The sequence below is a fragment of the Hydrogenibacillus sp. N12 genome (genome assembly GCF_019645935.1).
Lineage (GTDB): Bacteria > Bacillota > Bacilli > Thermicanales > DSM-22653 > Hydrogenibacillus > Hydrogenibacillus schlegelii.
The window spans coordinates 832,075-845,589 of sequence record NZ_CP080953.1 but is presented as its reverse complement, the minus strand read 5'-3'; the positions used below and the strand labels follow the sequence as shown (position 1 = coordinate 845,589).

Sequence of the window (13,515 nt, the reverse complement as noted above, 5' to 3'; positions counted from 1 at the left end):
ATTCAAAGTATAATGAATGGAGAGCGCTTTAATGAAGAGCGGATTTTGTACAGATGTAATCGAAAAACTTTACCGCAGTCCGCTTGGTGGTCTCTTACCTTGACTGATCGATAAAAAGCTGGCCACTTTATCGGTTTTCTCACGCTTGAATATGCACGAGCCGCCCCCGCACCCACACCATCCGCACCGCAAACGACCCATCGAGCAGCACGACGTCGGCCAGTCGGCCCGGCAAAAGCGCGCCCCGTTCCCCGTCGAGGCCGAGCGCTCGAGCCGGGTTGAGCGTCGCCGCCCGGACCGCCTCCGTCAGCGGAATGCCGGCGTCAACGAGATGTTTGAGCGCTTCGTTCATCCGAAGGACGCTCCCGGCGAGCGTCCCGTCCGCAAGTGTCGCCCGGCCGCAGCGCACCGTCACTTCCCGGCCGCCGAGCTCGTAGACGCCGTCCGGTCGCCCTTTCGCCCGGATGCCGTCGGTGATGAGGACGACCCGCTCCGTCCCCTTGGCCCGAAACACGAGCCGAAACAGCGCCGGATGGACGTGCACCCCGTCGGCGATCAGCTCGACCGTCAGCCGCTCGTCGACGAGCGCCGCGCCGAGAGCGCCCGGCGCCCGGTGGTGAAGCGGCCGCATCGCGTTGAAGACGTGGGTGACGTGCCGCGCGCCGCGATCGGCGGCGGCGACGACCGTCTCGTAGTCGGCGTCCGTATGGCCGACGGAGACGACCACGCCGGCCCGGACGAGCTCCGGGATGAGCTCAAGCGCCCCGGGAAGCTCCGGCGCCAGCGTGATGAGGCGGATCCGCCCGCCGGCGGCCTCGTTCAGCCGGCGAAACGCCGCGAGCGACGGCGCCCGAAGCGCCTCGACCGGCTGGGCGCCGGCGCGGTCCGGGTGAAGAAAAGGACCTTCCAGGTGAACGCCGAGGAGGGCGGCGCCGGCCTCCCCCGCGCGGTCGCCCGCCTGCTCGATGGCTTCCGGAGTCCGGCCGTCCGCCTTGGCTCCCCCCTGAGAGGAAAACGCCGACGCCGCCAAAGCTGAAGCCGCATCGAAGGACGCCGCGACGTTTCGAAGCGCCCGGACGAGCCGCTCCTCCGACGCCGACATCGTCGTCGCGCAAAAGGCCGTCGTCCCCTCCCGAAGAAGCGCCCGGGCGATCGTCCGGAGCGCTTCGGGCGTCCCGTCCATCACGTCCGCGCCGTCCGCCCCGTGAACGTGGAGGTCGATCATGCCCGGAATCGCGACGAGATCCGGCCCGAGGGCCCGTGCGTCGATCACCCGCGGCCGCTCTTCTGCGAAAGAAGAATCTCCGTCAGCGGACCAAGTTTCCTCGGGAAGATCGCCGCCCGAAGAACCGTTCTCGGCCGCCGCGCCATCTTCCCCGCCGCCCGCTTCTCCGACGAAGACGATGCGTTCTCCCCGCGTCCGGATGATGCCGTTCGGGAGCAGACGATCCGGAAGGACGACCTGCACGCCGCGAATCTCCCACGACATTTCGGTCATCGATATTTACGCCTCCTTCGGCGACGACCAGGTATCCGGCAAAAACCCCCGAGCCCGGAGCGCCTCGACGAACCGCCGGTAGCGCGCCTCGTAAAGGGAAACCCGATCCGGATCCGGCTCGATCACCTCGACCGGCCGGACCCAGGCCCCCACCATCGCGGCGACGCTTTGCCCCAAAACATGGGCGCCGGCAAGAATCGCGGCGCCGTAAGCCGCCTCCGGCATCGCCGGAACCGAGAGGGGGCGATTCAAAATGCTCGCCCGCACCCTGAGCCAGGCCCGGTTCCGGACCGTGCCGCCGGCGACCCGGATCGGCCCCTCGATCACCGCGCCGAGGGACAAAAGCCGCTCCAGAGCAAGCCGCTCAATGTAACCCATCCCTTCGAGATAGCCGGCGAAAAGCGCCGCCTCCTCCCGCTCCCCCGGCTCCCCTTTCGACCCGCTCGCCGCTTCTTCCGCCGGCACGCTCGTCGGACCGGGAGGGGCGCCCGCCGGACCGGTCGGATCTCCAACCGGCACGACAAACCCCTCGGCCGCCGGCGCGAGAAACGGAAACCGCTCCCCCCGACCGGCGAGCGGATAGACGAGGTACGGCGACGGAAACCGGGCCAGACGGCTCAACCGCTCCAACCGATCGGCTCCGAACCGTTCGACGAGCGCCTGCCCGCCGGCGTTGCTCGCCCCGCCGGGCATCCACCAGCCGTCCGGATGCCGGTGAGCATACACCCCGCCGTCCGGATCGGCAAGCAGCGTCCGGGTGACTCCTTTCACGACGAGGGTTGAACCGATGACGCTCGCCCACGCCCCCGGGAAGGCGGCGCCGGCGGCAAGCTGCGACGTCGCGCCGTCGGTCATCCCGGCCACGACCGGAAGCCCGACCGGAAGCCCCGTCCGCTTCGCCGCCCACCGCCCGATCGTGCCGAGGACCGCCCCCGAAGGGACGACCCGCGGCAGCCGCGCCGGATCGACGCCGAGGGCCGTCAGCACCTCCGACGGCCACCGCCGCTCGAGGAGATCGAAGCCCATCTTGAGGGCGTCCGATTCGCTCGTCACCCCGGCTTCGCCGGTCAAAAGGCCGACGACATAGTCCGCCGCGTGGACCACCCGCGCCGTCTCTTTCCAGACCGCCGGCTCATGGCGCTTCACCCACAGCACCTTCGGCAGGGCAAACGCCGGCGTCATGCGATACCCGAGGCGTCGCCAGAGCGACCGGCCGGCCGCATCCACCTCCGCCGCTTCCCGAACGGCCCGGAGATCCCCGTAAAGGATCGCCGGTCGAAGCGGCCGGCCGTCTCGGCCGAGAAACACGACCGTCCCCGACGTCCCGGTCACCGAAAGCGCCCGAAGTTCCGGGCGCGCCCGCCCCGTCATCCCGGCGCGTGCCATCTCCGAACCCGTCTGCGTCTCCGGCCCGGCGCCCGGCGCCGCCCGGCCGCCTCCGATCGACGTTTTGCCCGCCCCGTCGGCGCGGTACGCCTGAAGCGCCTGCCGCACCGCCCGTTCCACCTGCGGCCACCACGCCTCCGCCGGCTGCTCCATCCGGCCCGGCATCGGACGGTCCGGAGACGAAAGCGGCGCCCGTCCTTCGGCGAGCGGCACCCCGTCCTCGCCGACGATGAGCGCCCGCACCCCCGACGTCCCGAGGTCGATGCCCATGACCGCCATTCCGAGCCCTCCCCGATCTGCCGCCGGCGCAAAGCACGCCGGCCCTTCGTCGCCCTTGAAGCCGCGCCCCGGCTCCCGCCCCCGAGGACGCACTTCCCAACCGGAACCGCCGGTCTCAAAACGATCGTTCCAGCCGGTCCTTTCGCGCCGTCTCAGCTGCGCCTTCCGTGTCGCCTCAGCTCGGCCTGCTTAGCCGCTTCAGCCCGGCCCCTCTCCCCCTTCCTTCCGCCACGCGTGCATCGCCCGAACGGCCGCCCGAAAACCATCCATCGACCGCCGCGCCGCCTCCGGCGTAAGACCCAGCGCCTCCGCCAGCGCGTCATTCACCGCCTCCGCCACGCCGAGGCCGTTGTCCGGGCTGAACAGCGCCTCCGGATAGCGCCGGAAGAGCACGTCCTCCAGCGTGCGGGCCTGCTCCCGGACCGCCGCCCGGGCGACGGCCCGAAGCACCCGCGCCCGAAAAGAAAAGGCCGCCCCGACGGCCCCGCCGGCTTCCGCGGCGGCCTCCCGCGCCGCGTCCTCCAGGATCGCCTCCGCCTCCTCCGGACTGAAACAAAACAAAAGCCGCGCTCGCCATGCCGCCCATCCTTCCGTCTCGTCGGCCGGTTCCCTGCCGTCCGGAGCGAAAGCCTCGATCCGATCTTCCGGCCCAAAGGCGCCGGCTGCCGGGACGCGCTCGCCGGCACCGCCCGGCCCGCCGCCCCCCGAGGCAGCCCGCCCCTCTCCGATCGCCAGCGCCGCCCGGCGCGCGAAAGCGGCGCCCGGCGCGCCCCCTTCGACGGCAAAATCGGGCGCCTCGCCCCCGGACAGCGCCTTTTTTCGCCGGGTCGTCGGAAAGAGGGCATCGACGATGTGCCGAGCCATCGCCCGAAAGGCGGTGAGCTTCCCCCCGCCGACCGTCACGAGCCCCGACGGCGCCGCAAACAGCTGATAGTCCCGGGACACGGCGCTCGGGTCAGCCACGGACCCGGACGGCGCCACGAGCGGCCGAATCCCGGCCCACGTCGCGACGACGTCGTCCGGCCCGACGCCCGCCTCCGGAAACGTCTGCCGAAGCGCCCGAAGGATGTACGTCACCTCCTCCGCCTCCGCCCGCGGCCGGACGAGGTCGCCCGCATACGGCGTGTCCGTCGTGCCCGCATAGACGAAATCGTCCCGCGGCACGGCAAACATGAGCCGCCGATCCGGTCCCCGGAGGACGACCGCCTGCCGGAGCGGAAGCCGCCGCCGCGGCACGACGACGTGCACCCCTTTGGTCAAAAAGAGAAGCGGCGCCGCCGCCGGATCGTCGAGGCGCCGGACGGCGTCCGCCCACGGCCCGGCGGCATTCAGCACCGTCCGGGCCCAAATTTCGATCCGGGGCGCGCCGTCCGACCGATCGGCCGCACCGTTCGATGGACCTCCGCCGCGTTCCCGCCTTCCGGCCGCCGCCGGACCCGCCTTCTTCCCGGCGTCCGAAGCTTCGGCGCCGGCTTCCCCGCTCCCCCCGGAAGCAGGCGCCCCAGCCTCCGCCGCCCGATCCCGGGCGACGACCCCGACGATCCGCCCCGACGCCTCCCGCAAAAACCCGACCGCCGCCGAGTAGTTCACCGCCACGACGCCGGCCGCCGCCGCCTCCCGGAGCACCGCCATCACCAGCCGGGCGTCGTCCGTCACGGCGTCGACGTACATCGCCGCGCCGAGAAGCTCCGCCGGCGCCAGCCAGGGTTCCTCCCGAAGCGCCTCCTCCGCCGAAAGCCGCCGGTGGCGGTACGGCCCGAGCGCCGGCCCGGCGAAGCGATCGTACAGCCAGAGCCCGAGGCGAAGGAGCCAGAGCGGATCCGGATCGCCGCGGTAGACCGGAAAAAGAAACCACGCCGGTCGCACGAGATGCGGATACTGCCGCATGAGCGCCATCCGCTCCGCCACCGACTCCCGGACGAGGCGGAACTCCCGTTCCTTCAGGTACCGGAAGCCGCCGTGAATGAGCTTGGTCGACCGGCTGCTCGTCCCGGCGGCAAAATCGCACGCTTCGATGACCGCCGCCGAAAGCCCCCGCCGGGCCGCCTCGACGGCGACGCCGAGGCCGGTGATCCCGCCGCCGATCACCAGAAGATCCCACCGCCGCTCCGCCAGCGCCTCCAGCGCTTTTCGGCGGCGCACCCCGGGGTCGCCGGAAATTCGAACCGCTTCGCCGCCCATCGCTTGCGATGCACCTCCCCCGTCGGCAGACCACGGCGACCGGCCCGAAACCATCGCCAGCGCCCCTTCCGCCGTCGCCGCTTACCCGCCTTCCGACCGTCATTCCCCGCCCGAAGAACCCGGGGGAGCCGCTTGCCGCTCGCCCCCGGCCGACGCCCACCCCTTCGCCCGCTCGACCGCCCGCTTCCAGCCGGCATACGCCGCCTCCCGCCACGCCGGCGGCTTTTTCGGCTCAAACCGCCGATCCGCCTGCCAGAGCGCCCGGATCTCCTCGAGATCCCGGTACCACCCGGCCGAAAGTCCGGCGAGATAGGCAACCCCGAGGGCCGTCGCCTCCCGCTCTCGGGCCCGTTCCACCGGCAGGCCGAGCACGTCCGCCTGAAACTGCATCAACCAGTCGTTGGCCGCCGCGCCGCCGTCGATCCGAAGGACCGAAAGCGCCGTCCCCGCCGCCTCTTGCATCGCCTCGACGACGTCCCGCGTCTGATAGGCGATCGCCTCGAGGGCCGCCCGCACGAGATGCCGCCGGTCCGTCCCCCGGGTGAGCCCGACGATCGTCCCCCGGGCGTACGGATCCCAGTGCGGCGCCCCGAGGCCGGAAAACGCCGGCACAAAGTACACCCCACCGCTGTCCGGCACCGCCGACGCCAGCGCCGCCGTCTCCGCCGCTTCCCGGATGAGGCCGAGGCCGTCCCGAAGCCACTGCACGACCGCCCCGGCGATGAAGACGCTTCCTTCGAGGGCATATGCCGTCCGGGCGCCGAGGCGCCAAGCGACGGTGGCCAGAAGCCCCGCTTCGGCGATCGCCGGCCACTCCCCGGTGTGAAGGAGCAAAAACGCCCCCGTCCCGAGCGTGTTTTTCCCTTCCCCGGGTGAAAACGCCGCCTGGCCGAAGAGCGCCGCCTGCTGATCGCCGAGGACGCCGGCGATCGGGATCTCGGCGCCGAACCAGCGGGCTTCGGCGACGCCGAACGGTCCGTCCGAAGGCCGGATCTCCGGCAGCATCGCTTCGGGAACGTCGAACAATGCCAAAAGCGCCGGATCCCAGGCCCCGTCGGCCAGGGAAAACAGGAGCGTCCGGGACGCGTTCGACGGATCCGTCCCGTGCACCCGCCCCCCGGTGAGCCGATCGATGAGCCAGCTATCCACCGTCCCGAAGGCGAGGTCCCCCTGCTTCGCCTCGTCCCTCCGCCCCGTCGCCTCGAGGATCCAGCGGACCTTCGACGCCGAAAAATACGGATCGAGAAGAAGCCCCGTCCGCTCCCGGACGAACCCCTCGACGCCTTCCGCCCGAAGCCGATCGAGCCACTCCGCCGTCCGCCGGTCCTGCCAGACGATCGCCGGATGGACCGGCCGCCCCGTCCTCCGCTCCCAAACGATCGCCGTCTCCCGCTGATTCGTGATGCCGATCGCCGTCACCGCCTCCGGGCCGACGCCGGCCGCCGCGAGCGCCTCCCGCCCCGCCTCGACGACCGAACGGAACAGTTCCTCCGGGTCGTGCTCCACCCAGCCCGGCCGGGGATAATGCTGCCGGATCGGCCGCCGGCCGGCTCCGAGCGGCCGGCCCTCCCGATCGAAGACGATCGCCCGGGAGCTCGTCGTCCCCTGATCGAGGGCGAGAACGACGGCGCCCTTCTTCATGCTTCGCCCTCCCAGTACGGCATCACGTCTTCCATCGCCGCCTTCAAAATCCGGACGATCTCCTCCGCCTCGCTTCGGCCGATCGTGATCGGCGGCGCGATCCGGGCGACGTTGCCGTAGAGGCCGCCTTTGCCGATGAGAAGCCCCCGCTTCCGGGCCGCCTCCATCCAGCGCCGAAGAAGATCCGGCGCCGGGCGCTTTCCGCCGTGGACGAGCTCCACGCCGACCATGAGCCCCTTCCCGCGAACGTCGCCGATCGCCGGATAAAGTTCCTGAAGCGCCCGAAGGCCGTCCTGAAGCGTCTCCCCGACCCGTTCCGCGTTTTCCGGCAGATTTTCCGTCTGCACGACGTCCAGCACCGCCAGCGCCGCCGCCGTCGAGACGGGATTGCCGCCGAAGGTCGAAATCGTCGCCTTTCGGAACGCGGCGGCCACCTCTTCCGTCGCGATCGTCCAGCCGATCGGAAACCCGTTCGCCATCCCCTTCGCCGAGGTCATCACCTCCGGCACGACGTCCCAGTGCTCGATACCCCAAAGATATCGCCCCGTCCGCCCCCAGCCCGTCTGCACCTCATCGGCGATAAAAATTCCGCCGTACCGCCGGACGATGGCGACGACTTCTTTGAAATATTCCGTCGGCGGCGTGATGAACCCGCCCACGCCCTGGATCGGCTCGGCCATGAAGGCGGCCACCTCGCCGCCGGCGGCGGTGAGGATGACATCTTCCGCGTCTTTGGCGCAGCGGAGGTCGCACGCCGGATACGTCAGACCGAACGGGCAGCGGTAACAGTAGGGACTCGCCAGGTGATAAACGCCGGGGAGCGACCCGCCGGCCTTGTACGCCCCCTGTCCCCCGGCCGAAAGGGTGAGCGCCGAGCGGCCGTGGTAACTGTGCCGGAGGGCGAGCACCGCCTCACGCCCCTGTACAGCCGCGCGACGAGAAGCGCCGTCTCGTTCGCTTCCGTCCCGCTGTTCGTAAAAAAGCTCCGCTTGAGCGCCCCGGGCGTCACCTCGGCGAGGCGCGCCGCAAGCGTCACCATCGGCTCGTTCACGTACAGCGTCGACGTGTGCACGAGCCGCTCCACCTGCGCCTTCACCCGCTCCGTCACCGCCGGATGGGCGTGGCCGAGCAGCACCGTGAGGATGCCGCCGAACGCATCGAGGTACGGCCGGCCGTCGGCGTCCCAGACGGTCGCCCCCTCCCCCCGGACGAGGACGAGCGGCTCGTCGTAGTACGTCGCCACGTTGGCAAACACGTACGCCGCATGCTGTTCCCGAAGCGCCTCCGGCGACGTCCGTTCGAACATCGCACACCCCTCCCGTTTGCCGGCCGTTCAAGATACGGCCGATCGTTTTGAAAAGTTGCGCCCGAATCGGCCCCCGGCCTGAGAGCGCTCCCTACGGCGCCTGGTCCCCGGCCTCAAAGCGCCAAAACGGGCCGGGCCGGCGGCTCCTGACGCCTCTTGCGGTCTTCGCCGCTTTGTGCCTCATGCCGCGCCGCCGGCGCCGTTTGGCCGACCGTCTTACGCCTCGGCCGATTCTTCGACCCGCCGCGGGCGAATCCAGATCCGGGCCAGCGCCGCCGCGAGGGCGATCGCCACCGCCGTCCGGAAGGCAAACAGCGCCCACGGCGACACCCCGACCGGCACAAACAGGAGCGTATCTTCGACCACGGCGTGGCTGGCCGAAAGAAACGTGACGAGGATCATCACCTCCTGCCGGGAAAACCGGGCCTTCCGGGCGCTTTCGAGCATGAGGCCCGCCCCGTACTGGAGGCCGAACAAAAGCCCGGCCAAAAACGTCACCGCCGCCCGCTCCGAAAGGCCGATCCAGCGGAGAAACGGCCCCATCCCCCGGGACAGCCGGTCGATCGCCCCGACGGCCTTGAGCGCCTCGACGCCGACCATGAGCGGAAAGATGATGAGCGCCATCCGGACGAGACCGTGGACGCCCGTCTGAAGCGCCGCCCCCAGCCGCGCCGCCGCCCCGCCAAGACCGACCGCCGACGCGCCCCGAACAGCGGCGGATGAGGGGGAAGCGGCGGTTTCCGCCGCGGCGAGCGGCGCCTCTTCGGCGATACCGGGGGCCTGCCGGACGGCCGCCGCTTCCGTCAGCCCTTCTCCCGCCGCTCCCTCTCCCGCCGTCCCGCCCCTGTCGTCCGGCCAGAGGTGCGCCAGCACCAGAGCGCTCAAAAGCGCCAGACCGATCCTCAGGCCGATTGCCCAGATCGCCCGCATCCCGAGCCGGACGACGACCGCCGTCTCGACGAGCAGATTGTGGGAAAAGCCGAGCATCACCGCCAGGATGAACGCTTCCTTCGCCGAGAGATGGAGCCCGAGCATCGCCCCGATCGCGGCGTACAAATTCAGCACGTTGCCGAGGACGAGCACGAGCGCCGCCTCACCGGAAAGCCCCAGGGTATGCATCGCCGGCGCCAGCCATTCGGCCAGACGGGGTAAAAATGGCGTCTCCCGCAAAAGCGAGACGAGCACCGTCAGCGGAAAGACGAGCTTCGCAAGCTCGACCATCGTCCGGCCGCCGGCCCGGACGCCCTCCAGGGCGACGTCCCGCACCCGCCGAACGAAGGCGACCGACCCGATCAACCGCGCCCCTCCTCAAAAGCGTCGAAGATGTTCTCATCGTAAAAAGAAACGGTTCCCTCTGTCAACGAAGTTGCGGCGATTTCTGGAAGCCGGCGTTCTGTGCTAAGATGGAAATAACACCATGACCGCGGTCCTCGGAACCGTGCGTCTCATGCGCCCAATCGGGTCAAACCAACGTTCTGAAACGGGCCGAACATCGCGACCTCCCGTGAAACGGCCCGACCGGATGCGACGGAAGGGAGATGTGCCGATGACGGTTCACCCGGATCAAACGCCGGGGCCGGCGCCGGCCGAAGATATCGTCCGCCTCGGCGACGGCCTTGCCCTCATCGACGTTTACGACCTGGAGCTTCCCCGCCGGACCGGCGTCTACGTCTTCCCCGAGGACCGGATCATCCTCGAAACGGGGCCGGCGATGGGCGCCGAACGGCTTCTCTCCGGCCTCCGCGCCCTCGGCGTCGAGCCGGCAAGCATCGAGACGATCATCGTCACCCACATCCACCTCGACCACGCCGGCGCCGTCGGGCTCCTCCTTCGGGAGATGCCCCACGCCCGCGTCGTCGTTCACCCCCGGGGCGCCCGGCACCTCGTCGATCCGACCCGGCTCATTGCCGGCGCCCGGGCGGTCTACGGCGAGCGGTACGACCGGTGGTTCGATCCGGTGCTCCCGGTGCCGGAAGACCGCCTGATCGTCCCGGAAGACGGCGAGCGGCGGACGTTCGGCCGGCGGACGTTTCTCTTTCTCGACACCCCCGGCCACGCCCGGCATCACCTCGGCATCGTCGACCTCGACGCCGGCGGCCTCTTTGCCGGCGACACCCTCGGCGTTCTCTACGCGGACCTCCTCGCCGACGGCGTCTTTTTCGTCGTCCCGTCGACCTCGCCGAACCAGTTCGACCCCGAGGCCACGCTGGAAAGCGCCCGCAGGCTCGAAGCCCTCCGCCCGAAGACGATCTACTACGGCCACTTCGGCGCCACCGACCGGGTCGAAGAGGCGTTTTACGCGCTCAAGGAGCGCCTTCCGGGCATGCTGAAGACCGTCCGGGCCACCCTGGAAACGGCCCCCTCCGTCCCGGCCGCCCCGCCGGCGTGGCCCGATCGCGCCCTCGCCGAACGGGCCCGGGACGCCCTCCTCGACGCCTTCCGCCAGGAACTGGAGCGCCTCGGCGTGCCGGCCGATCATCCAGCCTACGCCATGCTCGGCTTCGATGCGGCGATCGACGCCCTCGGCATCCTGGACCATCTCGACCGGACCGGGAGATGAGGAGGAGGACCGATCTCCGAAGAGCCGGCACCGATCCCGACCGTTCGGAGGACGCCCGCGCCGAAGCAATGAAAAACGGAGAAATAAAAATACGGAGGAATAAAAGGAGAAATGAAAAGCGATGAAATAAAAAACGGGGAAATGAAATACGGCGAAGCGAAAAGCGGACCGGCGGATCGCGGCGCACCGGAAAGCGCCCTCCTCGGCGCCGATCTTCAGTTCGCCGTCGTCGCCGGCGACCTCACCCGCTTTCCCGCCGACGCCATCGTCAACGCCGCCAACGCCGAAATGGTCCACGGCGGCGGCGTCGCCTACGCCATCGCCCGGGCCGCCGCCGGCGACGCGGCCGCCTACACCCGCCTGACGCAGGAGGCCATGCAGAAGGAATACGGCCGCCCGTTCATCCGCCACGATGAAGTCGTCGTCACGCCGCCCCTCGCCCTCGCCGAACACGGCATCCGCCTCGTCTTGCACATCGTCGGCCCTCGATGCGACGGGCGGTGGGACAAAGAGATGGAGGCGAAGCTCACCTCCGCCCTCTTCGCCGCCCTTCGGCGGGCCGATGCCGAAGGCATCCGGCACATCGCCTTCCCGGCGGTGAGCGCCGGCATCTACGGATGCCCCTTCGACGCCGTCGTCCGGACGTTTGCCGCCGCCGTTCAGGGATACGCGGCATCCTTCCCCCGCCGGACGCTCCGGCAGGTCACCCTCGTCCTCCGAACCGAAGACGACGTTCGGCGGGCCCGGCAGGCCCTCGGCTGGGACGAACAAGACCCCTGAAGCCGGCCGCGCCTCCCGACGCCAAGCCGACGGCAGACCGCCGAGCCGCCGGGAAAGGAGGTTTGCGCGTGCATCCGGATCCATCGCCCACCGAGGAGCTCGGGGCCCTTCGCCCGTACGGCATCCGCGACGTCGCCCGCTGGGACGAAAACGCCCGCTGGCTCGGGCTTTTGCCGCTTCAACTGATGGAAAATGCCGGCCGGGCGGTGGCCGACGTCATCGAGACCGCCTTCCCCGACGCCCGCCGCATCGCCGTCCTCGCCGGCCCCGGCAACAACGGCGGCGACGGCTTCGTCGCCGCCCGCCATCTTGCCCGGAGCCGCACGGTCGACGTCTACCTCGTCGGCCGGCCGGAAGAGATTCGCTCGCCGGAGGCCAAGCACAACTTCGCCCTCATCGCCGCTTCCCCTCACGTTCGGGTGACGGCGCTTTGGGCGGAAGACGACGTCCGGGCCCTCCGCCTCGAGGCGTACGACCTCATCCTCGACGCTCTGCTCGGCGCCGGCCTGCGCGGCGCGCCCCGGGGACTCATGCGGGCGGCGATCGAGGCGATCAACCGGCACCGGCCGCGCCGGCCGGTCGTCGCCGTCGATCTTCCGAGCGGCCATCCGCACGGGCCGACGGTCGAGGCCGACGTCGCCGTCACGTTTGAATGGGACAAGCGGGAGTATGCCGGCTTTGCCCGCATCGTCCGCCCGATCGGCTTTCTCCCGGAGCTCGCCCACATCGTCGGGCCGGCGGACGTCCGGCCGCATCTTAAGCGGCGCGGCGCCCACAAAGGGGAAAACGGCGATCTGTTGATCCTCGCCGGAAGCGCCCGCTATCCCGGCGCGGCGGCCCTCGCCGCCCTGGCGGCGGCGCCCTTCGTCGACCGGGTCTTTCTCGCCCGGCCGGGGGAGACGCCGCCGCCGTCGCCGACCGTCATCCCCGTCCCCCTTCCCGACCGGCCCGGCGGAGGACGGGAGGCGTTTCATCCTGACGACGTCGCCCTCCTTCGATCGTACCTGGAAGCGGCCGACGCGGTCGTCCTCGGCCCCGGCCTCGGCCGGACGCCGGAAGCGCTCGCCTTTGTGCGAAGCGTGCTGACCTTCCTTGAGGCGTTTCGCCGGCCGCACGTCGTCGATGCCGACGCCCTGTACGCCCTCGAACCGTCCGGATCCCCGGGGTCGGAGCGGGCGGTCGGGCCGAACGCCTCGACCGAAGATGCCCCTTCCGGCGGCGGAGAGGCCGCCGATCCGATCCGCGTTCTTACCCCTCACGGCGGCGAATTCCGCCGCCTTTGGACGGCCGCCTTTGCCGCCGCCGAAGGAAGCGCCGAGCAAAGGGACGATCTCGGAAGCGTCGATCGAAGCGCCGATTCGATCGATCCGGCAACGCCGTGGACCGACATCGCCGCCCTCGGAGAGGCGACCCGACGCCTCGCCGAGCGGTGGCACGCCGTCGTCCTCCGGAAAGGCCGCCTCGACATGATCAGCGACGGCCGCCGCTGGCGCTACAACCTCACCGGCGACGTGGGGCTCACGGCCGGCGGAACCGGCGACGTCCTCGCCGGCCTCGTCGGCGCCTTCCTCGCCCGGGGCGTTCCGCCGTTCGAGGCGGCGATGACCGGCGCCTTTCTCGTCGGCCTCACCGGCGAAACCCTCGCCCGTAAGGTCGGTCCCCACTACACCGCCGAAGCCGTCGCCCAAGCGCTGCCGGAGGTGACCGAACGCATCCGCCGAGGGGACGCGCCGCCCAGGATCGCCTCGCCGTTTTTCCCTTGAGACGTCGCCGAGACCGAAACGTTCGCCGAGCGGTCGTCGCACCGAGCGGATGTTGAGCCGAACGAACGTCGTTTGTGCGGATGTCGGGCTTAGCCGCCGTCGTGCCGATCGTCTGCCGAGC

8 protein-coding genes and 1 pseudogene are annotated in these 13,515 nt (G+C 70.5%); 3 read left to right on the top strand and 6 right to left on the bottom strand.

The window, feature by feature from the left end; all coding sequences use genetic code 11:
• Positions 1-139 precede the first annotated feature (139 nt).
• The 6 genes and pseudogenes from nagA to K2M58_RS03900 form a co-directional block, all read right to left on the bottom strand.
• Complete coding sequence (nagA, locus tag K2M58_RS03925) at positions 140-1,498, bottom strand: N-acetylglucosamine-6-phosphate deacetylase (RefSeq protein WP_220678372.1); 1,359 nt, start codon at positions 1,496-1,498, stop codon at positions 140-142.
• A 6-nt stretch (positions 1,499-1,504) separates the two neighbouring features.
• Complete coding sequence (locus tag K2M58_RS03920; RefSeq protein WP_220678371.1) at positions 1,505-3,163, bottom strand: FGGY-family carbohydrate kinase; 1,659 nt, start codon at positions 3,161-3,163, stop codon at positions 1,505-1,507.
• Between the two features lie 198 nt (positions 3,164-3,361).
• The gene (locus K2M58_RS03915; protein WP_220678370.1) at positions 3,362-5,305 is read right to left on the bottom strand and encodes a glycerol-3-phosphate dehydrogenase/oxidase; all 1,944 of its coding nucleotides are present in this window, start codon (positions 5,303-5,305) and stop codon (positions 3,362-3,364) included.
• A gap of 138 nt (positions 5,306-5,443) precedes the next feature.
• Positions 5,444-6,985 (bottom strand): glycerol kinase GlpK, encoded by a 1,542-nt coding sequence (gene glpK / locus K2M58_RS03910; RefSeq protein ID WP_220678369.1) that lies wholly within the window; start codon positions 6,983-6,985, stop codon positions 5,444-5,446.
• A pseudogene (locus tag K2M58_RS03905) lies at positions 6,982-8,291 on the bottom strand (aspartate aminotransferase family protein). Before K2M58_RS03905 ends, glpK begins: the two are co-directional and overlap by 4 nt.
• Positions 8,292-8,507: 216 nt before the next feature.
• On the bottom strand, positions 8,508-9,587 hold the full coding sequence (locus K2M58_RS03900; protein WP_220678367.1) for a nucleoside recognition domain-containing protein: 1,080 nt from the start codon (positions 9,585-9,587) through the stop codon (positions 8,508-8,510).
• A gap of 250 nt (positions 9,588-9,837) precedes the next feature.
• On the opposite strand from K2M58_RS03900, the gene K2M58_RS03895 reads away from it, so the two are divergent.
• From K2M58_RS03895 to K2M58_RS03885, 3 genes are all read left to right on the top strand, one after another.
• Complete coding sequence (locus K2M58_RS03895) at positions 9,838-10,851, top strand: MBL fold metallo-hydrolase (RefSeq protein WP_220678366.1); 1,014 nt, start codon at positions 9,838-9,840, stop codon at positions 10,849-10,851.
• 111 nt (positions 10,852-10,962) lie between these two features.
• Complete coding sequence (locus K2M58_RS03890; RefSeq protein WP_220678365.1) at positions 10,963-11,631, top strand: [protein ADP-ribosylglutamate] hydrolase; 669 nt, start codon at positions 10,963-10,965, stop codon at positions 11,629-11,631.
• A gap of 68 nt (positions 11,632-11,699) precedes the next feature.
• Positions 11,700-13,394: an NAD(P)H-hydrate epimerase gene (locus tag K2M58_RS03885; protein ID WP_220678364.1), complete on the top strand. Its 1,695-nt coding sequence runs from the start codon at positions 11,700-11,702 to the stop codon at positions 13,392-13,394.
• The last annotated feature ends 121 nt before the right edge of the window (positions 13,395-13,515 follow it).

Bases quoted from the DNA above. Each gene is read 5' to 3' on its own strand.
- nagA (WP_220678372.1), bottom strand. From the start codon at position 1,498: ATGACCGAAATGTCGTGGGAGATTCGCGGCGTGCAGGTCGTCCTTCCG.
- K2M58_RS03920 (WP_220678371.1), bottom strand. From the start codon at position 3,163: ATGGCGGTCATGGGCATCGACCTCGGGACGTCGGGGGTGCGGGCGCTC.
- glpK (WP_220678369.1), bottom strand. From the start codon at position 6,985: ATGAAGAAGGGCGCCGTCGTTCTCGCCCTCGATCAGGGGACGACGAGC.
- K2M58_RS03895 (WP_220678366.1), top strand. From the start codon at position 9,838: ATGACGGTTCACCCGGATCAAACGCCGGGGCCGGCGCCGGCCGAAGAT.
- K2M58_RS03890 (WP_220678365.1), top strand. From the start codon at position 10,963: ATGAAAAGCGATGAAATAAAAAACGGGGAAATGAAATACGGCGAAGCG.